Source organism: Sphingobacterium sp. UBA6320, from assembly GCF_002440335.1.
Taxonomy (GTDB): Bacteria; Bacteroidota; Bacteroidia; order Sphingobacteriales; family Sphingobacteriaceae; genus Sphingobacterium.
On record NZ_DJTA01000021.1, the window covers coordinates 50,126 to 76,970 of the forward strand.

Genomic DNA, 26,845 nt, shown 5'->3' on the forward strand with positions numbered 1-26,845 from the left:
TTTATTCAGCATCTGGATACAACAGGTATTTATGACGCATCTGCTTATATTGATCGAGGTCTTCTTGCCAGGACGCTTTAATCTCGCTTTCGGAAAGTCCAGCAATAATCTGCTTTCTCAAGACATCGGTTCCTGCGAGTTTATCAAAAAACTCTGCTCTGGAAAAAAATTTACTTTTGTCCGGCATTTTATTGTAGAAATCCAATACATATTTGAGGGTGAAGGTCTGCTTGTCCGGATCTAAGCCACGCAGATCCAATCCATAATGCAATTCTCCTTTTCCAGCCACATGTTTGGCCATTCCGGATTTTTCTCCAGGTGTAAACTGAAAACTGCCGAATACCGGGTCGGGGTAACCAATGACTTGAAAGGGCCAGTCGGTACCTCTACCTTCTGAAATACTTGTGCCTTCAAATAAACATAATGAACCATACAACCGTACGGAGAGATGGTTGGGCAATGAAGGAGAAGGGATGACCGGTAATTTGTAAACAAGTGCATGATGGTAGTTTTTTAAGGGAATGACCGTTAGGTTGCACTGCCTTCCTTCTTCTAACCATTTTTCTCCGTTGATCATTTGAGCCATTTCACCCATGGTGAGTCCATGCATAATAGCAACCTTGTGAAAGGAAATATCGGCTTTAAATTTATCATCGTGACGTACAGGACCATCGATCTGGTCTCCACATGGGTTTGGCCGATCTAAGACGATAAGGTGTTTATTGTGCTTGGCACATAATTCCATCAAGTGGTGTAAGGAAGCCATGTAGGTATAAAATCGCGCTCCAACATCTTGGATATCGAAGATCATGACATCGATGGACTGCACAATCGAATCTTGTTTTTCATTACCGCCATATAACGTATATAAAGGTAAGCCAGATTTTTCATCCCGATCATTGCTCACTTGCTCACCGCGTTCGATTTCGCCACGAAAACCATGCTCTGGCGCAAATGCAAAACGGAGGTCTACTTTCTCGCGCTGTAAGACATCAGCCAAATGCTCTAAATTGGCACTTAGTACGGTCGTTTGATTGCCCATAAGACCTACTTTCTTGTCTTTTAAGAGTGGTAAATAGGCTTCCAGCTGGTCGGCGCCAAGCTGCAGTTGGGAAGATTGATTTGCGTTCTGCTCGGCAGGCGAAGATGTTTTGCTCGAAGACTGACACGATACACAGATGACTATCGTCGCTATAGCGACCATATGACACACGTATATAACCAAGGGATGAGGTTTACATTTCATGTTTATTATTGATTAGTTACACTAAAATTAAAAAAATAATGCGGAATTATGCATATTTAATTTTAAAGTGTGCGTAAAAATGTTCTTTTTCAATGTAAACTTTCGTTTAAATAACACCACTATTGCAAAAACATTATGATTTTCGATAAGATAAAAACGCTACAAAATTCATTTGCAATCGTTTAAAACAGTTTTCTGGGTAAGTTTGATGCGTTAAAATAAAATCTCATTTTCGATTATTGTAATAATTTAGTTGCAATTAATTTTCTGCTTTTATATCGGGGATCTCACTGTTTGTGCATTATTTTTATGGTACAATTCTTAATTTTTGGATATTCTTTAGTATTTTGTAAATAATTTAATTGATTCTCTTAAACCTGTATGTTGATTTCCTGATAGATCATAGGAGATTATAACCGATAAATTAACTATGAAGCATCCATACGCGAACGCTTACGATTATGTTCTGCCGGTGTACAAGCGCTTTTTTGATCTGGTCATGGCAATCGTTTTACTGATCATCACATGGCCGATATGGATGCTTATTGCTATTTTGATAGGGGTCGAAACAAAGGGACAAGTGATCTATCATACAAAACGGGTCGGTGCTGGACGCAAAGTTTTTACGCTTTATAAGTTCAGAACGATGTGTATCGGTGCGGATCGGATGGTAGGCGACATGGCTCATCTGAACGTTTACCATCAAGATGATCTGGCTGATAAAGCTTTGATTTTTAATAAATTTGAGCCTGATTTTAGAGTGACTAAAATCGGTAATTTTTTAAGGCTCTCCCATCTGGATGAATTGCCACAGCTTTTCAATGTCATCAAAGGTGAAATGTCTATTGTCGCGAATAGACCGCTAGAATGCTACGAAGCAGACAGTTGATCAATAGGAATGAAACATTGCGTTTTGATGCGCCTTCTGGTATGACCGGTCTCTGGCAAGTGCAACAATATCGAAAAAAGAGGCTACTGGAGCAGGAGCGCATAGCACTCGACAACCGCTATGCTGTAGAACAATCTTTTGCCATGGACATGTTAATTCTTATCAAAACAATTCCAATCGTATTGATCTGGCCTAAATTTACCCATAACGATCAGCGAGAGGTCAATAATTAACAAATAAACCACTATTTTCTTTTAGTCATATGAGGAGACAGGTCATCTGCGGCTTTTTTTTATCATATGCTATATTTCTTGCTTCATGCTATTGTTTTGTAACGTAAAATGCATATTTTTATACAGCAACCAATTCGTTGTCCATTAGCTAATTGTATAGCCATGCGGTGATGGGCATTTTAGAAAAAACTTGACCGTTAAACATGTACCTGGTTTATTATGATCCATATTAAAAATGTTTCCATGACCTTTCCAGTCCCCAAAAGATATGTGGATTATCTACTTTTTAGAAAAAACCAATATTTCTTTGCGCTTGACGATATTAACTTAAATATTGAAGATGGCGATCGTGTGGCTTTTCTTGGGGTGAATGGAGCAGGGAAAACAACGTTATTAAAACTAATTGGGGGGTTGCTGTATCCCAGGTACTGGAACGATCGAGGTGAATCACTGCGATACCAGTAAAGAAAATATAAAATCGCGTAAAAAATGTGGGTTTTGTCTTAAACGAGGAACGTAGTTTTTATTGGCGATTGAGTGGTATAGAAAATCTGGAGTTTTTTGGTGTTTTGGATAATTTGAACGGTGAAACGTTACACGTTAAAATTAAGGAGCTGATCCGTTTAGTAGGACTAGAAGGTTTCGAACATAAACAGGTGGCGACCTATTCCTCGGGGATGAAACAACGGCTTGCATTAGCAAGGGGGTTGCTGCGAGACCCCAAGATATTAATTTTGGATGAACCTACCCGTACGCTTGATCCGCAAGCTGTACAAGATGTCAAGCTGTTGATATCAAGTAAAATACATGACGATCAGCAACGGACTTTATTAATCGCGACACATCGTTTTGATGAAGCCGAAGAGCTCTGTAATAAGGTCTGCATCATGAAAAAGGGAAAACTGTTAGCCTGTACGTCTATACAAGAGATTAAAGCGGAATTTCAAAATTTAGAATCCTATTATCACAGTATCATGAACAAAATCGAACACATCATATGATGATATATGCTAAAATGAAAGGTTTTCTTAAGAGGGATTACCTCATAGAATCGCGGTATAAGCTTAATTTTATGCTTAAATTTGTGAATTCTATTTTTCCTGTCGTTTCCTTTTTTTTGTTTCTAAGCTTATCAATGGATCGGATGCAGGAAGAAGGTCTTTTTCTTTTCCGCATCGTATAGCCATTCAAAAACTAAGATTTCGGATGCAATGCCGCTCGCTGCAAGTTGTTGTTGAATGATCTGAGCAGGAAGGTAGATGCCGTAGCCGATGAGCGAAGTAAGAATCTTTAAGCTGTAGGGCTTGGGCAATTTTTTTTCGATTTCCTTCATAAAAATGCTATTAAATCAACTTGTAAGGCAAAAATTAAGAGTAAGGATGTCATGAGGTTTGAAAAATGGTTAAGCCACTGTAAAACAGTGGCTCATCGCCAATGGTAAGTTACAAAATAATGTGAATAATGTCAAGAATATTTGTTCTGAAAAGAAGATAAGATTAACGAATAATAAATATTCGCCCATTTTTTATTTCTTTTTCATCTTATTCTTTTTTATATTTACTTATAAGTCACTAGCGTAAACGCAGGATTGACGCTATTCATTAGCAGTATTCCATGGAAAAGCCTTATTTCTATGAAATCTCTGACTGATGGAGAAATATTAGATGTAAACCTTTATTCAAATGTTAATTCATGGCGGTATACTCGCAGCAACAGGGACACTTGTTTAGGTATTTTTATGATCACGTGATTCGTCGTCCTCAGGAGCTGTATTTATCTAGTTCTGGCCAAACATGGACTTTTCAGGAGGCTGACGATGTAATCTTCTCCATTGGTCGTTTAGTTTTAACTGCGGCGGCAGATGATCTGACGACCGTAATCATCAATTTTAATGATCAGAGAAAACTGCTGTTGTCTTTCTGGGCATGTGTCGCCCTGGAATTGGATATAATTCTGGTACCACAACATCGCGTCAGTGCGCCCGATCTGCTAGCACGATCGGGTTGTCAGGGTTCCAGTATTACTCTTTCTGATGATCAGGAAGAGCATAGTCATGATGTCTGTATCGATATCCCGTCTCAAGGTGCTCAATGGTCGGAGATGCCAACGAAAATGCAGCAGTACAGCCATATCTTTTTTTTCACCAGTGGAACAACTGGGCAATCCAAACTCATTAAAACATCCTATTATCAACTAATAAATGCGATAGATACGATCAGAAACACTGGAATCATGCCATACACCCAATCACAACTTGTGCTGATCAGCATTCCTTTATTTCATTCTTATGGTATAAGTGCTGTGGTAGAGTATACGCAAGGGGGGAGTGCAGTCTTTCTGCCAGATGCGAAAGATAGCATCAGTCCGATCCAACTGTTGTTTGATCAAGACGTGAATACTAAAATCACAGCAATCGAAGGAGTTCCTTATTTCTATAAGCAATTGTTGCTCATCTGCAATCGGATAAAAATACCGCATCTTCAGCATCTGGGTTTTGGTGGCGATGCGGTACCGCTGGAACTGTTAAAGGAGCTACATGGAAAATTTGAACAAGTGTCTTTTTCCATTCGATACGGGGTCACGGAAATACCGTCCATCATTGCCTTAAATTATGTGAACGATATCGGTAATGCGCAGCTCACGTGTATCGGTCAGGTACTTCCTATTTATGATCTTTATCTAGCAGATGAAGCTGCGCTAGTGAAGCAGCAACATACAAAAGGCGAATTGATCGTGCAATGTGATGTATACCCCGATCATCAGCTTAGGGTTGAAACGCACGATGTGATGGAAAAAATCGGGAATCACTATCATTTTATTAGTCGAAATCTATTTATTAAATATAAAGGATATAAAATTAATCCGGTTCAGGTAGAGACCTGCCTAAATGAGGTGAGCGGCATTGCCGATGCTAAGGTATATTTAAAGAACGACCACCTAACGGCAGATCTCATGATCCATGCAGAATTTAAAGGTATTCAAGCATTAAAAAAGGAATTGGCTCAATCCTTAAATAGCTATTTGATTCTCGATCATTTTGTATTGGTGGAACAAATTGAACGAACTAAAACAGGGAAAATAAAGCGTTAGACTTTTTTTTAGATCTGACGTTACGACATGTATGATCTCCTCATCAATATGCGGTATCACGATGCATAAGCGGGAGATAGCAATTTTCTTCTAATATTTAATTTCAGGTGTGAATTATGATTGGTATTTTAACTTTTTCTCGGTGTTACAATTATGGTGCTTTTCTTCAAGCTTATGCCTTGCAGCATTTTTTAATTGAAAATGGATATGACAACGAACTGATCGATTATAGAACGCAAAAAAGCATTCATAATGAAATGAAAACGATGTTTAGTCAGGATGGAAATACACCTGTCCTTTACCTTAAATTACTGTATAAATTTATGAAATTTAGGTATTACCATCGCAACTTTAAGAAGACAAGACATTATCTGCTGCGGGAAGAATTGGGGGAAAAGCACTATCGTACGGTAATCATTGGTAGCGATCAAATATGGTGCTACACCAAGGAGTGGGGAGGAGTGGATACACCGTATTTTTCAGATCAGCTGTCTGCCGATAAAATCATGGCTAATGCTGCAAGTATGGGGCCGGATAATTTCGATCGGCAGCACCCCAGAAGTATTGTTAGGCTGATGAAAAACTTTGATTCTATAGGCGTAAGAGATCTCAATACCTTTAAATTTGCCACATCTTTGAATGAAAATACCGTGCGGCTCGTTTTGGACCCAACACTTATTTATAGTTTTGATCAGGAAATCAAGGATGTAAAACTCAAAAACTATATCCTTTTTTATTCTGATGGGCTTCTTCCTGATGAAAAAATTATTGAGGAAATGAAAACTTTAAGTCGGGAAAAGGGATTAAAAATCATATCAATTGGCAAAAAATTTGAGTGGGCAGATCGAAATGTTATTGCTCCCTCGCCTTTTCGATGGATGGGATATCTTAAACATGCCGATTTTGTCTTTACTTGTATGTTTCATGGTCTTTTATTTTCCATCAAGTTTAATACACAATTTGCACTTTTTTTAATTCCCGAGCGGGAAAATAAATGTTTAGATTTTCTAAAGCGTGTCGATCTGACTGATAGGGTCGTACGGCAGGAATCGGATATGAGGCACTTACTGGAATCAAAAATAGATTATCGCCCCATAAATGAATTTTTAAAGAAAGAGCAGGTTGTATCGGCTTCATTTTTACATGCAAATTTGAAAAGTAATAAGCTGTAATATTTCTTGATCATGCAAAAAGAAAGATTTATGATTGCGTTTTTATGCTACTCTTGTCGTCTGTAATTTGATTCTCATGAAGAGTTTTTGGTCTTCATTGTTCTGTTAGATAGGTTATTATAGTTGTAGTGTAACGAATTTGTTGTTTTTTATGTAATTAACTTGCGCTTTCTTGCGTATTTTGTTTTTAATGCTTATCCTTACAGAAGAAAAAAGGAATGACTCGTACATTTTTCTTTTATACAATTGTAAACTCCGTATAACTTCATTGTACCAAAATAACGAATAAAAAAGTCCAGGTTATAGGAATAATCTCATCAATATGAAAACAATTAAAATTATCTTCAGCTTTTGCATCGTCCTGTTATTTGTCCATCCGCTTGTTGCGCAAATTCGTACAGGAGCGGATCAAACTTCTGAATATCTCGATTATTTGAAAGGTAAAAGAATTGGCATGGTGGTCAATCCTACTTCACGAATCGGAGATCAATCCAGTGTGGATAGTCTGATCGCACTTGGGGTCAATATCGTGAAAGTATTTGGTCCGGAACATGGCTTCCGTGGCGATGTCGGCGCAGGGGTAAAGGTGACAGATGCCATCGATCCGAAGACCGGGGTCAAAATCGTTTCTTTATATGGTAAGACCAATAAGCCGACTAAAGAGATGCTGGAAGATGTGGATCTGATGATTTTTGATATTCAAGACATCGGTGTTCGCTATTTTACGTATATCGGAACCATGCACCGTGTCATGGAAGCCTGTGCGGAGCATGGAAAAGAGTTGTTGATCTTCGATCGGCCAAATCCCAACGGCTACTTTATCGATGGACCGATACTGGATATGGCATACAAATCAGGAATCGGGATGCATCCTGTTCCCGTCACGCATGGTATGACAGTCGGCGAATATGCACAGATGATCAATGGGGAGGGCTGGCTCGCAAATGGCGTGCAGTGCAACATCAAGATTGTACCGGTGGCCAACTATACGCATGATATGGAATATATACCGCCTGTACATATGTCTCCGAATATCAATACCTATCAGGCTGTGCTGTTATACCCCTCGACTTGCTTATTTGAAGGTACAGTGCTCAGTGAGGGAAGAGGCACTCTATTTCCATTTACCGTGATTGGTGCGCCTGAATTAAAGGATAAATATGATTTTTCGTTTACGCCAGTCCGTATACCGAATATGAGTGCAACCCCTATTCACCTCAATAAACTATGCTATGGCTTGGATTTAAGAACAGTCGATCTACAAAAATTAAGAGCATCCAAGCAAATCGACCTTTCGTGGTTGATCGAGACCTATCAGAACTATCCGAATCAAAAAATATTTTTTGATCATAAGCAAAGTAAAGAAATTGTCGTATTTGATAAGTTAGCGGGGGGACCTGCGCTACGGGAGGCTATCATTGCGGGTCAGTCTGCGGATGAAATTCGTAAAAGCTGGGAACCGGGATTAGCGACCTATAAAGAGATGAGAAAAAAATATTTAATTTATGAGTAAGGTTAGCCCATTACGTTACTTGGTCACTTCGTAACTCTGTTACTATTTGTAGAGTTAGAAGGTTATATAGTTAGAAGATTAGCTAGTTTATGTCATATTAAACCGATGATATCATCTCCAGTTTTAAGATCCTTATGGGTTGGAATAATTGTTTTATTTTGCACACAGCTGTATGGACAGGTGCAGTATAAACGCATTAGTGGAAAGGTTGTTGATGAGAACCGATCGCCTATATCATTGGTTACGATCAGCCTGTATGATCACACTGAAAAGTTAGTTTTGAGTACTGCAACAGATCGTTTGGGGAAATTTCAGATGAAATTTGATCAAACAGGACGCTATTTTGTAAAAGTGAGTCATATGGGCCATCAAGAACAGCAGTCTGCAGTTTTTGATGGGGCAACGATCGATCTGGGGACCATTATGCTTAAGCCAGTGGCCAGTACATTGGCAGAGGTGGCTGTGGAAGGAAAGAAAAAACTGATCCAAATCGACGGTGGTACACTTATTTACCATGTCGACGGCACGATTGGAGGACAGGATGTTTCTGTTTTGGAAGCATTGAAAAGAGCTCCAGGTGTCTATGTTGAAAATGAAAGTGACATTACGCTCCATGGAAAAAGTGGGGTGCAGATTTTGTTGGATGGTCGTCAGACTTTTCTTTCTGGAAAAGAATTGACAGATCTGTTAAAATCATTGTCATCCAATAATCTCAAGTCCATTGAAATCATCAATAGCCCAACGGCTAAATACGATGCTACCGGATCAGCAGGTATTATCCATATTAAAACAAAAAAAAATCAAGTAACAGGGCTTAATGGTACGATCAGCAGTACTGTAGCGTATGGTATCAGTGCTAAACAGCTGCAAAATGTAGCGCTCAATTACCGCAAAGACAAATTAAATGTATACGGTAATTATAGCCATACTTTGGGCAATTACCACTATTTATACGGCACAAATCGTCAGCAAAATGGAAAGGCCTATGATAGCCATACGGATGATGTGGATAAACGCCAGAAAATGTCTACGCAGGTGGGGGTGGATTATAATCTGAACGATAAAAATACCATCGGTTTTATGGCAAACGGTAATTTTATCTTTGGAGGGGGGATCACCGATACCCGGACAGCAATCAGTACCCTGCCGTCCTTCGTGATGGAAGAAACCCTAGATGCTATCAATGATTATTATGGACAAGGTACTGCTCGTTATCATGTTAACTTCAACTACAGATACGAAGATACGCTGGGCAGGAGCTTGAATATCGATGCGGATTATGGTTTTTTTGATAAGTGGAATAAAAATTTACAATCCAATACCTACCGCGATGCGCAACAAAGCATTTTTCAGGAAAATCTATATCGGACGCTCAATGGAATCGATATCGATCTAAAAGGAATCAAAATAGACTATGGTACGAAGCTCTGGCGAGGTAAGCTGGAAACAGGTTTGAAGTATTCGAATGTGGGTTCTCGAAACAATTCGAGGTTTTATCATGTAGGTGCTGCCGCTGATAGTTTGGATAATCGACGCTCCAATGATTTTTATTTTGATGAGCATACCTCCAGTGCTTATGTGGATTATAAACGAACGCTAGGAAAATGGTCGCTCCAGGGTGGATTGAGATTAGAAAATTCGCGTTCAACAGGCCAGTTATTTTACAAAGAGAACGGTGCTGATCTGGACGATGTAATTAATCGTAATTTTACCAATCTCTTTCCATTTTTTTCTGCTACCAGACCGTTTGGTGAACAGCAGACCCTTTCTTTGTCCTATGCCAAACGGATCGAAAGACCAGCTTATGCCGATCTGAACCCGTTTATTTATATGCTGGACGAATTATCTTTTTGGCAGGGAAATCCGTTTTTAAGTCCATCGCTCACCCATCGCTTTACAGCTTTATACTCCCTAAAGAGTGCCACGGTGATCTCGTTTAACTTTGCTTATACGGATCAGTTGAATGCGAAGGTAACGGATACGCTCGATAGCGATAAAATGGTAATGATCAGCAAGAATGTAGGTACACAAAAACACTGGTCACTAACGCTGACGCAGAATCTTGCTCCTAAACCGTGGTGGGATCTTACTTTTAATGGTCTTTTTTATTATATCCAAAATGATGTTTCTTTTGATCAGTATAGAAATCTGAACTTGCAACAGGCAGCAGGTCGTGTGAGTTTAATACAATCTTTTAAGCTGCCTTATAAGATGAAAGCCGAACTGGCGGCTGTCTATCATTCAAGACGTCTCAGTGGTGCCAATACGCTGAGCAGGGCTGTTAGTCAGGTTGATATTGCTTTTCAGAAAACGATGCTACAGGATAAAGCGACGGTCAGGTTTGCGATCAATGACATCTATAAAGGGAATCAAAGTAAGTACACGCAAAATTTCCCTGGATTTGTTTCGAATAGCTATGGTTACTACGAGTCCAGACAGGTGCGGTTGAGTTTCAGTTATCGATTCAGCAGTGGAACGGCAAAAGCACAACGCGCACGGAAATCGGCATTGGAAAGTGAAAGTGGAAGAATTCCCTAATTATATCACATCAGTTGATGATTTATTCAAGCTATGTTGCTAAATCGATCAAGATAGCACCTATTTTGTTACATTTCTGATTTTTGATATTTTTTAAAAATTTTGACGTTTAATGCCTAATTATACCTATTTTTCTTACTTTTCATGTACTTTTTAGCTTAAAATTGAAATAACATTTCATTTATTTTTTGTACATTAGTATAATATGGAATTAGCAAATATTACAAAAGAGCGGCTTGTAGAAGCTCAAAAAAATGGATATACTGCAATTATTACGAAGTACAATTCAAATCCTTTGGATCCCATCTGGATCTTTGAAAAGGTAAAAAAAGATCAATTTTTTCAATTTTCGGAAGACCTTCAGGACACGTATCAACTATGTTACCCCATCTCGGATGCTATTGAAACGGTAGAAGAATATCCGTTTATAGGAAAATTAAAATTACCGGATTAAAGATGGCGCATGAGGTCGGCCTGATATGAGGGGATGATGAGATTAAATCATAAAAAATAATATCAATATCAAGACGACGAACAATAAAATAGCCTTCTAATAAAAAACCCGCAACATCGAGCTGTTACGGGTTTTCTTTATATAAACCCTATTATGAATAGAAAACTATGCATAATGGAAGATAATAAAAAATATGATCACTAGCAAATATAGTGAAACATATTAGGATTTTCGGGTCCTCACAATTGATCTTTTTTGTACGCTGATCTTTTAAATACATGCTCTCTAGCCAGTACCTGACATAAAGCCTTGCTGATGAAAATAGCATAAGTGATTTGAAATGGGGTTGCGAACTTTTGGTTGATGGCAAAGATGATGTTAAAGCGATCGGTGGTAGTTATGTGCCTGTATGAGTCCGAACTACAGAGTTATTTTATAAAACGGATAGCACGATTTTTAGAAACCAACGACCGCAAATTGGTCGGATGGGACAAAATTTTGGAAGGTGGATAGCCTAAAAATACTCGATCAATACCTTAGCGCGGGTATATGCTAATGATCCCTACCCTCGGGCACTGACGGCAGCGCAACGCAAATATGTAAAAGGCATACAGCTGGCGCTGTGGAATGAATTTATTCCAAATCGAAACCAATTGGAATATATGCTTCTGCCCGCAGCGGAAGTGGCGTGGTCAAAACCGGAAAATAAAAATTTCGAAAAATTTATTGAACGCTTGAATCTGGGACATTTTCAGTCTTGGAGCTGGAAAGGTTGCACCCCCATTATTATACACGTTAAATTCGCCTTTTCTCCCATTTCTATTTTGATAAGCGGTGTATTTTTTGTTAATTTTGAGTTGTGTCATACATAACACTAACAACCTAATTTGCTATATATGAAGTATTTTTTATTATTATGTTCCACTTTTTTGATGTTCTTTTTGGGCCACGCGCAGAGCCGTAAAGAAATTCTCCTGGATAAAAATTGGAAATTCTCCCGAACTGAAGATCCTACTTTCACACAACCTGCCTTTGATGATCAAAAATGGCAGTCTGTGCGCATTCCTCATGATTGGGCTATTTATGGGCCATTTTCATCAATAAATGACAAGCAAGTCATGGCTATTGCCCAAGATGGACAAAAGGAGGCTTTGGAACACGCTGGACGTACTGGCGGTCTGCCTTTTGTTGGCGTTGGACAATATCGGACGCAATTTAGATCACCTGAATTTACGAAGGGTAAAAGAGCTCAGCTGGTATTTGATGGTGCCATGAGCAATGCCCAGGTATATATCAACGGGCGGAAGGTAGGCTATTGGCCGTATGGCTATAATACTTTCCATTTTGATGTGACGGAATTTCTTTATGCAGACGGTACTGAGAATACATTGGCGGTTCATCTGGAAAATCTCCCCCAATCATCACGTTGGTATCCTGGAGCCGGATTGTACCGCAATGTGCATTTAATCATTACAGACGAAACGCATATCCCGGTGTGGGGTACGCAGGTGACTACTCCTGTTATTAAAAAGGAATATGCCGAAGTACACATCAAAACAAAAATGAAAACGAGTAATCCGCAGACAATTCGTTATGTGCTAAAAACAGCTATATTAAATCCAGATGGTGATACCGTTGGCCGTATTTCAACCGATCTATCGGCCTATGATGATCAGGTTTTTACGCAACAGATCAGAGTCGATCGTCCGTCACTGTGGGATCTAGATCACCCTCATCTGTACCGTGCTGTATCGCAGCTGTATGGTGATGCACAGCTGAAAGATGAATTGGAGACCCCATTTGGTATCCGTAGTATGGCGATTGTTCCTGATCAGGGCTTTTTCTTAAATGGAAAGTGCCTGAAATTTCAAGGGGTATGTAACCACCATGATCTTGGGCCGTTGGGGTCTGCTGTCAATGAAGCTGCCATACGTCGACAAGTGCGTATAATGAAGGATATGGGTGCAAATGCCATTCGAACTTCACATCATATGCCTGCTCCGGAACTGGTTCGTATCTGTGACGAAATGGGCATGATGCTGATGATCGAAACTTTTGACGAATGGAAAATACCGAAAATGAGCAATGGATACAATCGTTATTTTGATGAATGGGCGGAAAAGGATTTAGTAAATGTTATTCATCATTATCGCAATAATCCATCTGTGGTGATGTGGTGCATCGGAAATGAAGTGGAAGAGCAGAGTGTCAAGACGGGGGCTAGAGTGTCGCGTTTCTTGCAGGATATCTGCCACAGAGAAGACCCTACGCGTCCCGTGACAAACGGTATGGATAGACCCGATGGCGTTTTATTTAACGGTATGGCAGCATCTTTGGATGTCGCAGGATTTAATTACCGCCCGCATCGTTATCAGGAAGAATACGAACGTCTCCCGCAGCAGATTATTTTAGGAACAGAAACAGCATCTACCCTGAGTTCAAGAGGAATATATAAGTTTCCTGTACAACGAAGATCGATGGCAAAGTACGATGACCATCAGGCATCTTCCTACGATATGGAGCATTGTGGCTGGTCTAATCTGCCTGAAGATGATTTTATTCAGCACGAAGATCTACCTTATACGATCGGCGAATTTGTTTGGACAGGATTTGATTATCTGGGCGAGCCGACTCCTTATTATACGGACTGGCCAAGCCATAGTTCCTTGTTTGGTATTGTCGATTTGGCCGGTATCCCTAAAGATCGTTATTATTTGTACAGAAGCCATTGGAATAAAACGGCAAATACCTTGCATATACTGCCGCACTGGACATTTCCGGGACGGGAGGGTCAGGTGACCCCTGTATTTGCCTATACCAATTATCCGACAGCTGAACTCTTTATCAATGGGAAAAGTCAAGGTAAAATAAGTAAAGACACTTCGGTCACACTCTTTAATTCAAATGATAAAACTGTTGATAGACAAAAACGGTATCGCTTGATGTGGATGGATTGTAAGTATGAACCAGGCACAATAAAAGTAGTTGCTTATGATCGAGACGGCCGTGTCGCAGCAGAGCAGGTGGTCCATACAGCCGGCAAGCCTCACCGTATTCAGCTCAAGACAGATCGTAAAAACCTGAAAGCTGATGGAAAGGATTTATCTTTTATTGAGGTCAGTATGGTTGATAAAGATGGAAATTTGTGTCCAGATGAAACACGTGAAATACAATTTAAAGTGAAAGGTTTGGGCCAATTTAAGGCTGCAGCTAATGGAAATCCAGCCAGTCTGGAGTCTTTTCAATCGCCTTTTATGAAATTGTTCAGTGGCCGATTAACAGCTATCGTCGAATCTTCGGAACACCGTGGGAAAATCATCTTCGAAGCCTCTGCGAAGGGTGTTAAATCTGCTAAGCTAGAGCTGATATCCGAATAGATAGATCACCTGCAGTAGCGATTTGAATGGAGGTCAAACCGCAGCGTTCTAAACTTGTGCTCACACTTTTATGCCTACCGAAAGCCTGATTTATTGATCAGGCTTTCGCTTGATAGGAACTGATCACTCCGGCAGTCCCTCATGCGCTGAATAAAGGAATAATGAGCCCATAATCACGATGATGTGCTAAATCAATAAAATATTTCGAAATAGCTGTTTTATACTGCATAAGTAGCTATTTAAACGGTTAACGAATTAATCGTATTTTTTGCAGCTGCCACCGGGCATGCTAATTTGTAGGAAATAATTATTTTCATCAAGTGCGATCGTATGCTGAAGTTAGCGGGCAACCACTTCACTAAAAGTCTTGATCGAGTGTTCTCGATATGCAACCGCTATGACAAACAAACCCTCTTCTTTCCAAGATGTGATCACTTGTTGTCAAGATGTGATCCAAACGTTAAAGATAGACCTCCTGAACGTCAATAAGAGATGACTTTATGGCATCAATTTCTGATTTTATAGAAATTGTTGTCCCACATTTGCCGTTTCTTGTCCCACATTTTGATTTGCTGTCCCATTTTGTCCCACATTTCGATTTGTACTCCGATTCGATTTTATGTTTGCTTCATGATGTTCGTCCGGAAGGGCATCAGTTATCATTTATTTATTCATGGAGCAACAGCTCAAAAAAGTAATGACTATGAGAAAGAAAAAAGTAATCTTAGACTACTCACAAATTAACGATGATGGGTTTAACACGTTGGTTGGAAAAGTACTGGATTGCCTGAAAGATCATGCGGTCCTGGTTGATTTGCCTGTAAGTTTGGAAGATCTTCAAAGTCAAGCAGATGATTTTAAGGTAAAGTGGCAGAAAGCAAGCCGCGGCGGCAGTGTGTTGGAAATTGCAGAGAAGAATGATAGTAAAAGGATCGTGGCGGATAGTCTTAAAAAGACGGCATTCTACGTTAATATGGTAGCCGATGGATCGCGTTCCATCTTATTGAGTTCGGGTCTTATCTTGGAAAATGATGCTAAAACAGCACAGATCCCGGTGCAAGTGCAAGGTGCTGCACTTGTCGATGGTAGACAGAGCAATCAAATGCAAGTCAAATTTAAGCCGATCAAAGATGCTTTGTTGTACGAGTACCAGGTGACGAGTGATTTAGATCAGTTTGATCAACCTGTATGGGGGGAAATCTTTCAGACGAGTACGAGCTATGCTAATATTTTCTCTCCGGTAAAGCCAGGTTTTACCTATCATTTAAGGATACGTGCGCGTAATCGAAGAGGTATCGGGGATTGGTGTGAGCCCGTTCGTCTAACAGCACGCTAAACGATTGATATGGCGAAGATGCTGGTCAAGCGAATCAGACAGGGGAACAACAGTACCCTGTCTGAAATCTATGTCGACGATGTGATGATTAGCTATGGTCTAGAAGATGCGGTAAGGGAACGTAAAATAAAAGGTGAGACTGCGATTCCTGCTGGTGAATATCCGCTTATATTAAATACCTATGGCGCCATGAATGCGCGATATAAACGTAAATTTCAGGCCGTACATCAAGGTATGGTGGAGATCAAAGAGATCCCGAATTACAGCTATGTATATATCCATATCGGAAACCATATCGGTGATACGGCAGGTTGTCTGCTGGTCGGACAAAGCTGGGAGTTGATCGAAGGCGATTATGAACTTCGACGTTCAAAAAAAGCCTATATCGCTCTTTATCAAAAGCTGATCAAGCTCATGGCGAAGGAACAGGTTTTTATAGTGATCAGTAACGAAGTGAACAAGTGACGGAGTGATCTATTCATAAACTCCTGCTTAACTATCTAACCGTCTAACTATCTAACCGTCTAACTATTTAACTATCTAACCCTCTAACTATCTAACCCTCTAACTTTAAAATAACAATGAAAAAAATTATCAAAAAAATAAGTGGAGCTATCCAGGTGATTTTGCTTGCTCCGATCCAATTGCCAGGTAAATTTATCCATATCATCAAGTATATTGGTCTTGGACTTGGTATAATCGAATCGGTCATTACGGACAAAGATGAACAGGTGCAAAATAGCGAGGAACCAGACTGTAAAACTACGCCTGCACAATTGCTTTCTGATGGTGATGATTTAGTGCCTCCTGCTAAGGAAAGTTCCGAATCTAAAAATGTATCCGGTCGTGTGATACGATACGATCTGGAAACTGGTAAGGAGGTGTCGGATGAAACCGAATGATATCCGGCTATCGGCATGGGGAGGTACGATATGCTCCATATGGGGAAGTTTTACTTTTGGAGACCTGTTACAGACCATAATCTTAGCGGCTGTGGGGACGCTCGTTAGTTTTGTGACCAGTCGTTTACTGGGGAAATTGACCAGACGTAAGTAGCCAATCCATACTTTTGTCGTTAATTTAACTACTCAAGAGCCGTTCTGATGGTGGAACGGCTCTTTTTTGTTGATTCTCAGGTGGATGTAATCGATAGATACTCATGGAGATCATCCGCGTAGGAAATATTGGGACTTCTGCGTAACCTTTGTTTTCAAAATATTGGTCGATATCTCGCGACATACGGTGCATAGGAATGTCATAGCAAGCAGCAATCGTTTGCCCTTTTTGTAGATCGGCTGGAGTCCAGAATTTGTAAAGGAAGTATATTGTGCTGCAATGACTTGGTTCATTTTGGTATTATGGCGTTCGGTCTGGTCGACCCGAACAGCCCATTTTATGCGCAACGCTTGTGGAGGCAGCTGATCGTCTCTAAGAAAGATAAAGCTATCGAAAATCAATCCTGCTACGGTATGGCTTTTCGTCCAGGAATGTAGTTTTGACCATTCTGAATCCGATAATGGATCAGAAAGTATGAGCGATCCTTAGCTCCATAATCCAATGCGTAATAATGGAAAAAAATGCCTTTAAGTCTATTGTCTATAAATATGAGCGCAGGCTTAACCAAAAATAGTCATTTTTATGAGTATTCAGCCCATCTGTACGGAGGAATGTGTACTGGATCAGCTGATGCTTTCAGTCCCTAAAGAAAAGACATGGAATAGTCTGCGTTTTTTTGCTTGTAAACTCAAATTAGTACAGCTTTCTTAATAAAATAATCATCATCATATTACAAAATTATGCTTATATTAACGCTACCTTTACCGGAATTTTTATCATCGTTTGATAGTGTTTGAATGCAAATCTTTTGAAGTGCCACAAATGAATTAAAATGATTTGTACTTAAAAAGAACACTCCATAGAGCTCTTGTGCGATAAAGATTCTTTTATAGATGTTTATTTTTTTTGATTTATTTTAATTGTTTTATCAATGATCGATCATAATAGCTTTATTCTGTCGGTTCTAGACCATTCGCCGCAAGCAACCGCAATCTATGACCATGCTGACCTAAATATTGCGTATGCCAACCAGGTCATGCTTGAGATTTGGTGTGCTGATACATCCGTGATTGGCACCACTCTGTGCAAAGCTTTCCCCAGTTTTGCACAGGAGGGTTTTTCTTCTATTCTGAAAAATGTCTGGAAGACAGGGATTACATATCGTGCGCAGGATGTAGCAGCGACGATTGTAGCTGGGGACAAACACATAAAACGTTTTTTTGATTTTGAATATAAAGCGATCGTTGATGATGCGGGGCAGACCCATGCCATATTGCACACGGCAAGTGATGTCACGGAACGCAATCTCACTAATAGACGTATGGAAAGGCAGAGGGATGAACTGTCGTTGAGCTATAAACTTGACCGCTTTGCAAATACCTTGGCTCACGATCTCAAGAATCCCTTGTCAGTATTAAAATTAGGGAATGATTTTTTGAGCAGAAATACATATGCCTCTGCTGATGTTACGCAGCGATGGTATAAAAATTTTGCCGAATCGATACAAAATATTGAATCTATTATCAATCAGACGCTCCAGCTTAATGAAGTAAGAGGGGTAAAAAATATAGCTGCACTAGTAGAGATCGATAAAAAGATCGGAGGCTGGATCGATGAGGTAAAGTTAAATTTTCCGGATCAGCACATAGAATTTAAGTTGGGACAATTATATCCTGTAAGTGCAGATAAAGGTACGGTCTATCAAATTTTTGCGAATCTAATCGGTAACGCTGTTAAATACGCCAAGGAAGCAGATGCTTATCTGCACATCTACAGCGAGTCTACGAACAATGGCATCGTGTATGTTTTTGAAGATAACGGGATCGGTATTCCTGAAGATGAATTAAGTCAAATTTTCATGATGCAGGTGCGTGGTAGCAATGCGGCACATCGATCAGGGACTGGAATCGGACTGTCACTGGTCAAAGACCTCATGGAATTTATGGGTGCAACCATCAACCTCTCCAGTGCCTTGGGCAAAGGAACAATCATCCGGTTGTTTTTTCCGCACGGTGTTGAAGAGTGCTAGAAGAAATCGAGCGATTGTTGGGTGATGATTAGAGCACAATCTGTCAGGTCTGCAGATACTTGCGGAAATAGAGGATCATCACGTTTGGAACGGCATGAAAAGTAAAATTTTGTACCAAGTGCATCTCGGTTATGCGCAAAAAAATGGGGTATTTCATTTAGGATACTATAGGCCATTGCGAAGTGTATTGCTTTGTTGTGGTCAAGAACTGAGAGCACTCCCAATAGCTGCCCTATGACCTGCGCGACAACGCTAAATTTGGGTCGAATACGCGTTCTTCTTCTACGCTTTGCGTCAGCGCTACTGACACTTTCCAGTGGTATAGCGCTCATGTAGGTGTCGATACGCTAGTGAGTTGATACAGATCGTCAATCATTGTGCACTTAAGCGCTAAAACCAACTATTTTCAGCTAAACATGTACTTCATCCTTGCAGACAGGTCAAGTTCAAGCTTTTATTGCGATATATGGTATGAGGTAGTCTGACTGCATGAACTTTCATGATTATAGATCGGCTACTAAAATGATCTAATAAAGTGGTAATAGGGGGGGATTTGTGTCTTTTTTATTCATGGAAGGAATTTAGAACGATGGACTGCTCAAATTTAAAATTTTATTAATATATTCAGCCTGTGCCAATATAAAATAAAGATTAACATTATGTTATGGTTTCTTTTTCACTGAGCCTTTTATGATTTTTGATGCTAATATTTAATATTTTTGGTGCCTTGATCAAGTCGATAAGACTTCGTCTGTGATTTCGTAAATTAAATTTTAATGAAGCAATCATCTATTATTGAATCTCTGCGTCAAGAAAATGAAGACGGCTTGGTCGCCATCTACCGGTTATATAATCGTTCGCTACTTTTTTTTGCTCGTAAATATGGTGCATCTGTGCAGGAAGCAGAAGAGGTGGTGTCCGAAGCTTTTCTAAAAGTTTGGGAAAAAAGGACCGAATTTGAACATCTGGATAAGATCCGCTCTTTTTTGTATGTGGTGGTCAAAAATTTGTGTTTGAACCGCAACAGAAAAAGTAGATTTGTTGTGCAGATCGATGACATCACTGATTATGAAGAGGTGCTTGTGGAAGATACGGATTTTTTGATGCAAATCGTGCGTACAGAGTTACTTGCGCAGATAAATCAAGAGGTGAATCTGCTGCCTGAAAAACAGAAAATGATTTTTGAGATGAGCTTTATGGAAGATTTGACCATCGAGCAGATCAGTGCCAAATTGGCGATGACACCAAATGCGGTGTACGCTAACAAATCCCGTGCTTTGACCACTCTCCGCCAAAAATTGGACCTGAAGAATTCCTGTATTTTCTTGCTGATATTTAAAGATTTACTCTAATCTTATGCGCTGCTAAGTATGTTTAGGCGGTTTTTTACTTCTGCTGTATAAACTGATGTAAGGTTTTTCAACTTGTTGTGTTATAAGAGTAGGGACTACTTATTATTTATGCAACACATCGATCAGATCGTTTCTTTAATCAAGGATAAACTGCAAGGAACACTGTCTCCGGAAAAAGAACTGATACTAGAAAAAATACTGCTTGACCATCCGAGATTGAAGGAAATCTTTCAAGAATTTGATTCATCGGAGCGGATCCTTCATGCCGTATCGGAGTATCAGCAGTTTCTCCATGTCCATGCTCAGGAACGGGAAGAGGTTTTATTGCACGATCTCTTGATCAAGGTAAAGCAACAAGGACATCATCAGGGCGCTGATACTTTCCGATATCCGATCAAGAGACGTCGTTATTTATATCTTGCAGCTTCTTGTTTTATGATTTTTTTGCTTGCAGGCTATTTGATCTTGGAGCCGCAAAGGAAATCACAATATCTGCACCATAAAATGATCGCTGATTTTGATCCAGGAAAGAAACGTGCTCTGTTAAGCATGGATAATGGTGAAAAGATTGTCTTGAGCGATGCTCATGAGGGTATAAGTCTGATGGGTGCATTAAGCTATACAGATGGCACAGTGCTAGCAGATGAACGCGAAATTGCTGCTAAAGTAATGACTCTTCGTGTTCCTAGAGGTGGCGAATACCAGGTCGTCCTATCCGATGGAACTCATGTATGGCTCAACGCCGATTCTAAATTGATCTATCCCCAATCTTTTGCAAAAAATCAACGCGAAGTAACCTTAGTCGGGGAAGCGTATTTTGAAGTGAGCATTGACAAGAACCGTCCTTTTATCGTGCATACGGAAGATCAGAAAGTTGAAGTATTGGGTACACATTTTAATATTACAGCTTATCCGGAGGAGGCTGTGTCATTGGTATCACTGGTTGAAGGTAAAGTTAGGGTTTCGCATGAAAACCAGCCTGCGCATCTTTTGATACCGGGACAGCAGGCAGCCTTTAGGGATGGACAGATACAGGTTTATCCTGTCCATATGGAGGAGTTTACCGCTTGGAAAAAGGGTGAATTTATATTTAATAATGAGCCGCTGTCTACGGTTATTCAAAAATTGGCCCGTTGGTATGATGTAGAATTGATCTTGGACGAAAAACTCAAAAATATGAAAATCTGGGGCTCTATTGGAAGAAATAGCCGTTTTAGTCATGTGCTGCGACTGATCAAAATGACCGATGAAGATATCCACTATAAAATTGAAGGAAGGAGGGTAACATTCATGAAATAAATGTACTCAGGGATGTTGAACAAAATACCGGAATAGCGCTAACTATCCCGGGAATAAAGTTCAAGTGATGATAATCGCATATTGTAGATACTATATTTAAACTTAAACCAGTCAAAGGTAATGAAAAAAAATAATCTCGGAATGGACAAAAGGTTCCATTCCCAGCACTTTAAATACTTCGTCATGATGAAATTTTTGATCCTGTTTATTTTCTGTTCTGTTGTGCAGCTTCAAGCAACTGTACGGGCGCAGACGGTCACGATTAAACAAAAAAATATGCCCTTTGTGAAATTCCTAACGGAATTAAAGAATCAGACGGGTTATCATATTTTATGTAAAAGTGACGTCATCAAAGAGGTGAAAAATCTAAACGTCGATCTGAGCAATCAACCGATAACTGCTGCATTGGATCAATTGTTGGCTACCCGTAATCTCCAGTATACGATCGATCAAAAGTCGATTGTGATTCAAAGAAGAAAGGCGACTGTTCTTCCAGATCGGCGCGCTTCGATGCAGGCGGATGTCGACCAGCAGCAGCATTTTTCTGGACGTATTACGGATGTTGCGGGTGAGGTACTTTCGGGTGTCAGTGTTGTGGTGAAAGGGAAGTCGGCGGGCGGTATTGCTACGGATGCTGAAGGACGCTTTTCGATCTTAGCCCATTCTGGCGATGTCGTGGTGATATCTTTTATAGGATATAAAAAGCAGGAAATTGTGCTTGGTAATCAACAGGTCTTGGAAATTCAGCTTCAACAGGAAGAGAAGTTGATGGATGAAGTCGTGGTCGTAGGGTATGGCGTACAAAAAAAGATAAATATGACAGGTGCCGTTGCAACCTTGTCTGGCAAGGAATTGGAAAGCCGTCCGATTACCAATGTCGGTAGGGGACTACAGGGACAACTCCCTGGACTAACGATCCGAAGTCAGAACACAAGTCCGGGAAATGCTGCTCCTGAGATGCGAATCCGTGGTGTAGGGACTTGGGGCGATGCCAATCCGTTGGTGGTGATCGACGGTATACCCGGTGGCAATCTCCATATTTTGAATCCGGACGATATCGAAAACGTGTCGGTGCTGAAAGATGCGGCCTCTTCATCGATATATGGTGTACGCGGAGCAAATGGCGTTATATTAATCACGACTAAAAAGGGAAAGACAGGTACAACGAGTCTCAGTTTCAATAGTTACTATGGACTGCAGACTCCTACTGCTTTACCACATTTTTTAGGTTCTGTAGATTATATGTTGCTGCAGAATGAAGCTAACCGAAATGCCAACCAGGGTCCGACCTACAGTGAACAGGATATCGAAACGGCGCGAAACGGTAGTGACCTTAATTATTTTGCCAATACCGATTGGATCGATGAAGTATATAAAAAGAATGCTGCACAGCAAAATTATAACTTGAGCCTGCAGGGTGGTACAGACAAGAGCAACTACTACGTTTCTTATGGTTACCTAGGCGAGGGGGGACTGGTGGTCGGTGATAATTTTAAAGCGGGACGTCATAATGCGCGTATGCGATTCAATACTGAACTGATCGATCGTATTAAGATCGATGCCAACTTGGGGTACATTGATCGTGGTTATTACGGTTCGGCGTCGGGTACGAGTGCGCTTTCGGGTGCGACTTCCATCCGTCCTTTAGTGCCTGTAAAATTTTCAAATGGAAGCTGGGGCTATCATGGTGGACAAAGTAATCCGGTGGCGGTGGCAACAGATGGCGGTACCAACCGTTTTACTTCGCAAGAAATTACGGCCAATATCGCAGCTACACTTAGCTTGATGAAAGGTTTCGATCTTAGGGGGCAATATGGCTTAGTAAAATATAATTCGAAGCGAAACACGCTTCTGAAGACAATCAATTATTTTAGTCCCGATGATAATAAATTGATCTATCAGACCAATAATCCAAACAGCATCAAGATGGACCATTATTCGGGCACTTATCAAACATTCGTGGGTACGGCCAATTATATAACAAGTATTCAAGATAAACACAATATCACCGGACTGTTGGGGTTTTCAGTAGAAGAGACTGTGGGAAATGACTTTTGGGCTTCAAGACAAAATCTCCCGGTCCAGGAACTGGAATCGCTTGCTGTCGGTACGGACAACCAGTTGAACAGCAGCTCCAGTAACCAGAATGCGTTGATGTCTTTTTTTGGAAGGATTAACTATGACTACAACAGTAAATATCTGCTGGAAGGTAATTTTCGCCGTGATGGTTCCTCGCGATTTCATAAGGATGTGCGATGGAACTGGTTTGGCTCTTTCTCTGCAGGTTGGGTTTTGAGTGAAGAGCAATTCTTTGAAAATATGAAGGGATTCTGGGATCTTGCCAAGATTCGCTTCTCTTATGGTACACAAGGAAATGACAAGGTAGGACGTGATTTCCCGTATATGGCGACCTTAGCTTCTGTACAGATGACCAGTAACAATCCGATCGGCGATGAAGGGCAGGTAGGTTTTAGGCAAACGTTTATTCCTAACCAGTTTATTACCTGGGAATCTGCTGAAAAAACAAATATAGGGGTAGATTTAGCATTTTTAAATAGTCGGTTAAGCTTGACCGGAGAATATTTTATCAATAATACGAATGCGATTATTTTAAATCCGCCGTTGCCCGATGTGATCGGTGTGGGTACTGCTTATCCTGCACAAAATTCGGGATCAGTACAGAATAAAGGATGGGAACTGGTTATGGGCTGGCGTGATCAAATCGGAGATGTTAAATATGCGGCCAATTTTAATCTTTCGGACGTCAAAAATAAAATCACCAAGCTTGAAAATTTCGCGAATAATCTAGGAGATCAAGTTCGATTGGAAGGATATCCATTGGATGCATTTTATGGATTTGTGGCTGATCGAATTGCTCAAGAAAGTGACTTTAATATCGTAGATGGAAAATACGTTCCTAAATTTCCATTCCAAAAGGGTGATCTGGTGGCTCCTGGTGACCTGATTTACAAACCTGCAGATGCAGATGCAACAGAAATAACGGTATTGAAAGATCGTGTAATTCTTGGCAGTGAAATTCCTCGTTATACCTATGGATTTAGAGGTGATCTGGACTATAAGGGGTTTGACTTTAGTTTCTTTCTGCAAGGGGTAGGCAAAGCCGATGGCTATTTGGGCGGCGCTGCACGTCACCCTTTTATTAATAACAGTGCTATGCCTCAAGATGTGCATCTGGATCGCTGGACTCCAGAAAATACCGATGCTTCTTATCCCAGATTGGTTTATATGCGTACTCATAACACACGTCTATCGTCCAAATGGATCGAAGATGCAGCTTACCTGAGGTTAAAAAATATACAGATTGGATATACTTTTCCAAAAGCGATGATGGAAAGAATCAGGGTTTCCAAGTTGAGAATATATTTCTCTGCGGATAACCTATTGACCAAAACTAATTTCTACAAAGGTTATGATCCGGAAATACCTGCTGGTAATACCGGTGGTTATTATCCGCAAGTGAAAACCTATGTTGTCGGCCTCAATTTTAACCTTAAATAGTCAAGATCATGTTACTTCAAAATTATAAAACCCGTACCTTAAAAATGATGCTGCTCGTTGTGGGATTGGCTGCATTGAGCAGTTGTACTAAATTTCTGGATCGCTATCCGCAAGATGAAATTGTGGACGATACGTACTGGAAGACACAAGAGCAGTTGGAAATGGCGGTTACAGCGATATACTCGCGTGTAAAAGCGAAGAATATCGTGGATATGGAAAACTTGGCCGAAAATACGATGTGGCCGACCACAACTGAATATAAAGATATTGGATCTGGTGTATTTCCGGTCACTCAGCCTACAGTGGATGCTGAATGGCGCAATATGTATCGTGATATACGAGAATGTAATGTCTTTTTGGAAAAGTACAAAAATGCGGAAGAAACTACTCCAGGTGCTAATGAACAGCTTGCTGCTGAAGTACGCGTGATCAGAGCTTTGGGATACAGTTTTTTGACGTCTTTTTACGGAGATATTCCGTTGTCTTTGGTACCGCTGAACCCAGGTGATCCTGAGCTCTATGATGGTAGAACGGCACAAGCAGAAGTGGTTGATTTCCTATTGGAGGAGCTGGATGAAGCTGCTGCTGTGCTCCCGAAAGCAATTCCAACAGCGAAAAATCTAGGACGTATTAGCAAAGGTACTGCCCTTGCGTTAAAAGCGCGGATTGCGCTGGCATATGGACGATATGAAATCGCTGAAAAGGCGGCCAAAGATGTCATGGATCTAGGTGTATATAGGTTATATACCACTGGTAGTCCCAAAACTGCTTATCAGGAACTGTTTACACGCAATGGCAAAGTGGCCATGGGGAAAAATCAGGAAACGCTGTTTGCCAGATTGCATAAAATGGATATTATTATGCATAATTTAAGTAGGGAAATTCAGGTCCCTGATCAGTTTGCACGTTTTGTGCCAACCAAATCGCTTGTTGATTCTTATTTAGCATCGGATGGTCTACCGATCGATAAATCACCATTGTATAAAGACGATACTTATGAAGATGTTTTCAAAAATAGAGATCCGAGAATGACACAGACGATCTTGGTGCCGGGTGATAAATGGGGTGGACGATATGATGGGAGACCGATTGCGAGCAATCCGGACCCTACGATCTTCCAAGTTCCTAAATTTAGTCAAGATGGCCGTGGATCGGTAACGACAACGGGGTACTATTATAAAAAATATGTGGAGCTATCTGCTGTTCCAAATTATAACAGAGATGATAATGATATTCATCATATCCGGTACGCAGAGGTATTGCTGACCTATGCGGAGGCGCGAATGGAGCAGGGCAAACTGACCCAGGCTGATCTGGACATTTCGATCAATCTGTTGCGTGATCGTGTGGGGATGAAACGTATGGAGCTTAGTTTTTTAGCACAGCACGGTATGGATATCCGTACCGAAATCCGCAGGGAAAGGCGGGTAGAACTGGTGTTGGAGGGACAACGTTATTTTGATGTCCGAAGATGGAAAGAAGGAAACCGTCTAGCGGCTGATATCGAGGGCGTAAAAGCTTCTTGGTTTCCGCAGCTAGCAAGTGCTGCTTATCGTAAAAATAAAGATGGTTTTTTGGTCGTGCAGTGGAACCGTGCTTTTGAAAATCCCAAAAACTACCTGTGGCCTGTGCCGCAGACACAGTGGGAAAGAAATCCAAATCTAGGACAAAACCCGGGTTGGTAATATAGACCAAACTGCTACTCATAATGGTAGTTCTTTAAATAACCTGGGTGGTAACAT

General features: G+C 40.5%; 26 protein-coding genes. 21 read left to right on the plus strand and 5 right to left on the minus strand.

Translation table 11 applies throughout. From position 1 onward, the window contains the following. Position 1: 1 nt before the first annotated feature. On the minus strand, positions 2-1,246 hold the full coding sequence (locus tag B3P23_RS13435) for an exo-beta-N-acetylmuramidase NamZ family protein (protein WP_293926853.1): 1,245 nt from the start codon (positions 1,244-1,246) through the stop codon (positions 2-4). Positions 1,247-1,676: 430 nt separating this feature from the next. On the opposite strand from B3P23_RS13435, the gene B3P23_RS13440 reads away from it, so the two are divergent. The 4 genes from B3P23_RS13440 to B3P23_RS13455 all read left to right on the plus strand — a co-directional run bounded on the left by B3P23_RS13440 (position 1,677) and on the right by B3P23_RS13455 (position 3,369). Then, complete coding sequence (locus tag B3P23_RS13440; RefSeq protein ID WP_293926856.1) at positions 1,677-2,135, plus strand: sugar transferase; 459 nt, start codon at positions 1,677-1,679, stop codon at positions 2,133-2,135. Then, positions 2,114-2,368 carry a sugar transferase gene (locus B3P23_RS13445; RefSeq protein WP_293926859.1) on the plus strand — a complete coding sequence of 85 codons (255 nt, stop codon included), beginning with the start codon at positions 2,114-2,116 and terminating at the stop codon, positions 2,366-2,368. The genes B3P23_RS13440 and B3P23_RS13445 overlap by 22 nt, the downstream gene beginning before the upstream one ends. Before the next feature lie 243 nt (positions 2,369-2,611). Further along, the gene (locus tag B3P23_RS13450; protein WP_293926862.1) at positions 2,612-2,833 is read left to right on the plus strand and encodes an ATP-binding cassette domain-containing protein; all 222 of its coding nucleotides are present in this window, start codon (positions 2,612-2,614) and stop codon (positions 2,831-2,833) included. A gap of 26 nt (positions 2,834-2,859) precedes the next feature. After that, positions 2,860-3,369 carry an ATP-binding cassette domain-containing protein gene (locus tag B3P23_RS13455; protein ID WP_293926865.1) on the plus strand — a complete coding sequence of 170 codons (510 nt, stop codon included), beginning with the start codon at positions 2,860-2,862 and terminating at the stop codon, positions 3,367-3,369. Between the two features lie 131 nt (positions 3,370-3,500). Here B3P23_RS13455 and B3P23_RS13460 read toward each other — a convergent pair whose 3' ends face one another. After that, entirely contained in the window at positions 3,501-3,701 is a 201-nt protein-coding gene (locus B3P23_RS13460; protein WP_293926868.1) for a hypothetical protein, read from the minus strand. Positions 3,702-4,060: 359 nt separating this feature from the next. Between B3P23_RS13460 and B3P23_RS13465 the strand changes: the two genes are divergently transcribed. The 7 genes from B3P23_RS13465 (at position 4,061) to B3P23_RS13490 (ending at position 14,512) form a co-directional block, all read left to right on the plus strand. Next, positions 4,061-5,458 (plus strand): AMP-binding protein, encoded by a 1,398-nt coding sequence (locus B3P23_RS13465; protein WP_293926871.1) that lies wholly within the window; start codon positions 4,061-4,063, stop codon positions 5,456-5,458. A gap of 116 nt (positions 5,459-5,574) precedes the next feature. Continuing rightward, a complete protein-coding gene (locus B3P23_RS13470) occupies positions 5,575-6,630 on the plus strand; it encodes a polysaccharide pyruvyl transferase family protein (protein WP_293926874.1) in 1,056 nt (351 codons plus the stop codon). 322 nt (positions 6,631-6,952) lie between these two features. Beyond that, complete coding sequence (locus tag B3P23_RS13475) at positions 6,953-8,143, plus strand: exo-beta-N-acetylmuramidase NamZ family protein (protein WP_293926877.1); 1,191 nt, start codon at positions 6,953-6,955, stop codon at positions 8,141-8,143. 105 nt (positions 8,144-8,248) lie between these two features. Continuing rightward, positions 8,249-10,681, plus strand: coding sequence for an outer membrane beta-barrel protein (locus tag B3P23_RS13480; RefSeq protein WP_293926880.1), 2,433 nt, complete (start codon positions 8,249-8,251; stop codon positions 10,679-10,681). Positions 10,682-10,886: 205 nt separating this feature from the next. Next, positions 10,887-11,135 (plus strand): hypothetical protein, encoded by a 249-nt coding sequence (locus B3P23_RS13485; protein WP_045753003.1) that lies wholly within the window; start codon positions 10,887-10,889, stop codon positions 11,133-11,135. A gap of 527 nt (positions 11,136-11,662) precedes the next feature. Then, positions 11,663-12,007: a family 20 glycosylhydrolase gene (locus B3P23_RS21495; RefSeq protein ID WP_414713154.1), complete on the plus strand. Its 345-nt coding sequence runs from the start codon at positions 11,663-11,665 to the stop codon at positions 12,005-12,007. A 24-nt stretch (positions 12,008-12,031) separates the two neighbouring features. Next, entirely contained in the window at positions 12,032-14,512 is a 2,481-nt protein-coding gene (locus tag B3P23_RS13490) for a glycoside hydrolase family 2 TIM barrel-domain containing protein (protein WP_293926884.1), read from the plus strand. Between the two features lie 519 nt (positions 14,513-15,031). On the opposite strand, the gene B3P23_RS13495 is transcribed toward B3P23_RS13490, so the two are convergent. Continuing rightward, positions 15,032-15,175, minus strand: coding sequence for a hypothetical protein (locus B3P23_RS13495; RefSeq protein ID WP_293926887.1), 144 nt, complete (start codon positions 15,173-15,175; stop codon positions 15,032-15,034). A gap of 40 nt (positions 15,176-15,215) precedes the next feature. On the opposite strand from B3P23_RS13495, the gene B3P23_RS13500 reads away from it, so the two are divergent. The 4 genes from B3P23_RS13500 (at position 15,216) to B3P23_RS13515 (ending at position 16,904) form a co-directional block, all read left to right on the plus strand. After that, on the plus strand, positions 15,216-15,848 hold the full coding sequence (locus B3P23_RS13500) for a fibronectin type III domain-containing protein (protein WP_293926890.1): 633 nt from the start codon (positions 15,216-15,218) through the stop codon (positions 15,846-15,848). Positions 15,849-15,857: 9 nt separating this feature from the next. Beyond that, positions 15,858-16,313 carry a DUF5675 family protein gene (locus B3P23_RS13505; protein WP_293926893.1) on the plus strand — a complete coding sequence of 152 codons (456 nt, stop codon included), beginning with the start codon at positions 15,858-15,860 and terminating at the stop codon, positions 16,311-16,313. Between the two features lie 116 nt (positions 16,314-16,429). Then, the gene (locus B3P23_RS13510; protein WP_260947899.1) at positions 16,430-16,750 is read left to right on the plus strand and encodes a hypothetical protein; all 321 of its coding nucleotides are present in this window, start codon (positions 16,430-16,432) and stop codon (positions 16,748-16,750) included. Then, entirely contained in the window at positions 16,737-16,904 is a 168-nt protein-coding gene (locus B3P23_RS13515) for a hypothetical protein (RefSeq protein ID WP_293926898.1), read from the plus strand. Before B3P23_RS13510 ends, B3P23_RS13515 begins: the two co-directional genes overlap by 14 nt. A 110-nt stretch (positions 16,905-17,014) precedes the next feature. Here B3P23_RS13515 and B3P23_RS13520 read toward each other — a convergent pair whose 3' ends face one another. Further along, a complete protein-coding gene (locus B3P23_RS13520; RefSeq protein ID WP_293926901.1) occupies positions 17,015-17,305 on the minus strand; it encodes a hypothetical protein in 291 nt (96 codons plus the stop codon). 181 nt (positions 17,306-17,486) lie between these two features. On the opposite strand from B3P23_RS13520, the gene B3P23_RS13525 reads away from it, so the two are divergent. Both B3P23_RS13525 and B3P23_RS13530 read left to right on the plus strand, forming a co-directional pair. Continuing rightward, complete coding sequence (locus B3P23_RS13525) at positions 17,487-17,615, plus strand: hypothetical protein (protein WP_293926904.1); 129 nt, start codon at positions 17,487-17,489, stop codon at positions 17,613-17,615. Positions 17,616-17,835: 220 nt separating this feature from the next. Then, positions 17,836-18,933, plus strand: a complete 1,098-nt coding sequence (locus B3P23_RS13530; RefSeq protein WP_293926907.1) for a PAS domain-containing sensor histidine kinase — start codon at positions 17,836-17,838, stop codon at positions 18,931-18,933. Here B3P23_RS13530 and B3P23_RS13535 read toward each other — a convergent pair. Next, on the minus strand, positions 18,930-19,265 hold the full coding sequence (locus B3P23_RS13535) for a hypothetical protein (protein WP_293926910.1): 336 nt from the start codon (positions 19,263-19,265) through the stop codon (positions 18,930-18,932). The two genes, B3P23_RS13530 and B3P23_RS13535, sit on opposite strands and share 4 nt — an antisense overlap. Positions 19,266-19,709: 444 nt before the next feature. Between B3P23_RS13535 and B3P23_RS13540 the strand changes: the two genes are divergently transcribed. From B3P23_RS13540 to B3P23_RS13555, 4 genes are all read left to right on the plus strand, one after another. After that, positions 19,710-20,285 carry an RNA polymerase sigma factor gene (locus tag B3P23_RS13540; RefSeq protein ID WP_045752992.1) on the plus strand — a complete coding sequence of 192 codons (576 nt, stop codon included), beginning with the start codon at positions 19,710-19,712 and terminating at the stop codon, positions 20,283-20,285. A 108-nt stretch (positions 20,286-20,393) separates the two neighbouring features. Then, complete coding sequence (locus tag B3P23_RS13545; protein WP_293926913.1) at positions 20,394-21,584, plus strand: FecR family protein; 1,191 nt, start codon at positions 20,394-20,396, stop codon at positions 21,582-21,584. 183 nt (positions 21,585-21,767) lie between these two features. Next, entirely contained in the window at positions 21,768-25,103 is a 3,336-nt protein-coding gene (locus B3P23_RS13550) for a TonB-dependent receptor (RefSeq protein ID WP_293926916.1), read from the plus strand. 8 nt (positions 25,104-25,111) lie between these two features. After that, entirely contained in the window at positions 25,112-26,788 is a 1,677-nt protein-coding gene (locus B3P23_RS13555; protein ID WP_293926919.1) for a RagB/SusD family nutrient uptake outer membrane protein, read from the plus strand. Positions 26,789-26,845 lie beyond the last annotated feature (57 nt).

Excerpts from the sequence above, each read along its gene's own strand:
- B3P23_RS13500 (WP_293926890.1), top strand. The coding sequence starts at position 15,216 with ATGAGAAAGAAAAAAGTAATCTTAGACTACTCACAAATTAACGATGAT.
- B3P23_RS13530 (WP_293926907.1), top strand. The coding sequence starts at position 17,836 with ATGATCGATCATAATAGCTTTATTCTGTCGGTTCTAGACCATTCGCCG.
- B3P23_RS13485 (WP_045753003.1), top strand. The coding sequence starts at position 10,887 with ATGGAATTAGCAAATATTACAAAAGAGCGGCTTGTAGAAGCTCAAAAA.
- B3P23_RS13510 (WP_260947899.1), top strand. The coding sequence starts at position 16,430 with ATGAAAAAAATTATCAAAAAAATAAGTGGAGCTATCCAGGTGATTTTG.
- B3P23_RS13540 (WP_045752992.1), top strand. The coding sequence starts at position 19,710 with ATGAAGCAATCATCTATTATTGAATCTCTGCGTCAAGAAAATGAAGAC.
- B3P23_RS13435 (WP_293926853.1), bottom strand. The coding sequence starts at position 1,246 with ATGAAATGTAAACCTCATCCCTTGGTTATATACGTGTGTCATATGGTC.
- B3P23_RS13505 (WP_293926893.1), top strand. The coding sequence starts at position 15,858 with ATGGCGAAGATGCTGGTCAAGCGAATCAGACAGGGGAACAACAGTACC.
- B3P23_RS13445 (WP_293926859.1), top strand. The coding sequence starts at position 2,114 with ATGCTACGAAGCAGACAGTTGATCAATAGGAATGAAACATTGCGTTTT.
- B3P23_RS13465 (WP_293926871.1), top strand. The coding sequence starts at position 4,061 with ATGGCGGTATACTCGCAGCAACAGGGACACTTGTTTAGGTATTTTTAT.
- B3P23_RS13515 (WP_293926898.1), top strand. The coding sequence starts at position 16,737 with ATGAAACCGAATGATATCCGGCTATCGGCATGGGGAGGTACGATATGC.
- B3P23_RS13550 (WP_293926916.1), top strand. The coding sequence starts at position 21,768 with ATGATGAAATTTTTGATCCTGTTTATTTTCTGTTCTGTTGTGCAGCTT.
- B3P23_RS13490 (WP_293926884.1), top strand. The coding sequence starts at position 12,032 with ATGAAGTATTTTTTATTATTATGTTCCACTTTTTTGATGTTCTTTTTG.
- B3P23_RS13480 (WP_293926880.1), top strand. The coding sequence starts at position 8,249 with ATGATATCATCTCCAGTTTTAAGATCCTTATGGGTTGGAATAATTGTT.
- B3P23_RS13460 (WP_293926868.1), bottom strand. The coding sequence starts at position 3,701 with ATGAAGGAAATCGAAAAAAAATTGCCCAAGCCCTACAGCTTAAAGATT.
- B3P23_RS13535 (WP_293926910.1), bottom strand. The coding sequence starts at position 19,265 with ATGAGCGCTATACCACTGGAAAGTGTCAGTAGCGCTGACGCAAAGCGT.
- B3P23_RS13475 (WP_293926877.1), top strand. The coding sequence starts at position 6,953 with ATGAAAACAATTAAAATTATCTTCAGCTTTTGCATCGTCCTGTTATTT.
- B3P23_RS13440 (WP_293926856.1), top strand. The coding sequence starts at position 1,677 with ATGAAGCATCCATACGCGAACGCTTACGATTATGTTCTGCCGGTGTAC.
- B3P23_RS13545 (WP_293926913.1), top strand. The coding sequence starts at position 20,394 with ATGCAACACATCGATCAGATCGTTTCTTTAATCAAGGATAAACTGCAA.
- B3P23_RS13450 (WP_293926862.1), top strand. The coding sequence starts at position 2,612 with ATGACCTTTCCAGTCCCCAAAAGATATGTGGATTATCTACTTTTTAGA.
- B3P23_RS13555 (WP_293926919.1), top strand. The coding sequence starts at position 25,112 with ATGTTACTTCAAAATTATAAAACCCGTACCTTAAAAATGATGCTGCTC.
- B3P23_RS13495 (WP_293926887.1), bottom strand. The coding sequence starts at position 15,175 with ATGATAACTGATGCCCTTCCGGACGAACATCATGAAGCAAACATAAAA.
- B3P23_RS13470 (WP_293926874.1), top strand. The coding sequence starts at position 5,575 with ATGATTGGTATTTTAACTTTTTCTCGGTGTTACAATTATGGTGCTTTT.
- B3P23_RS13525 (WP_293926904.1), top strand. The coding sequence starts at position 17,487 with ATGAGTATTCAGCCCATCTGTACGGAGGAATGTGTACTGGATCAGCTG.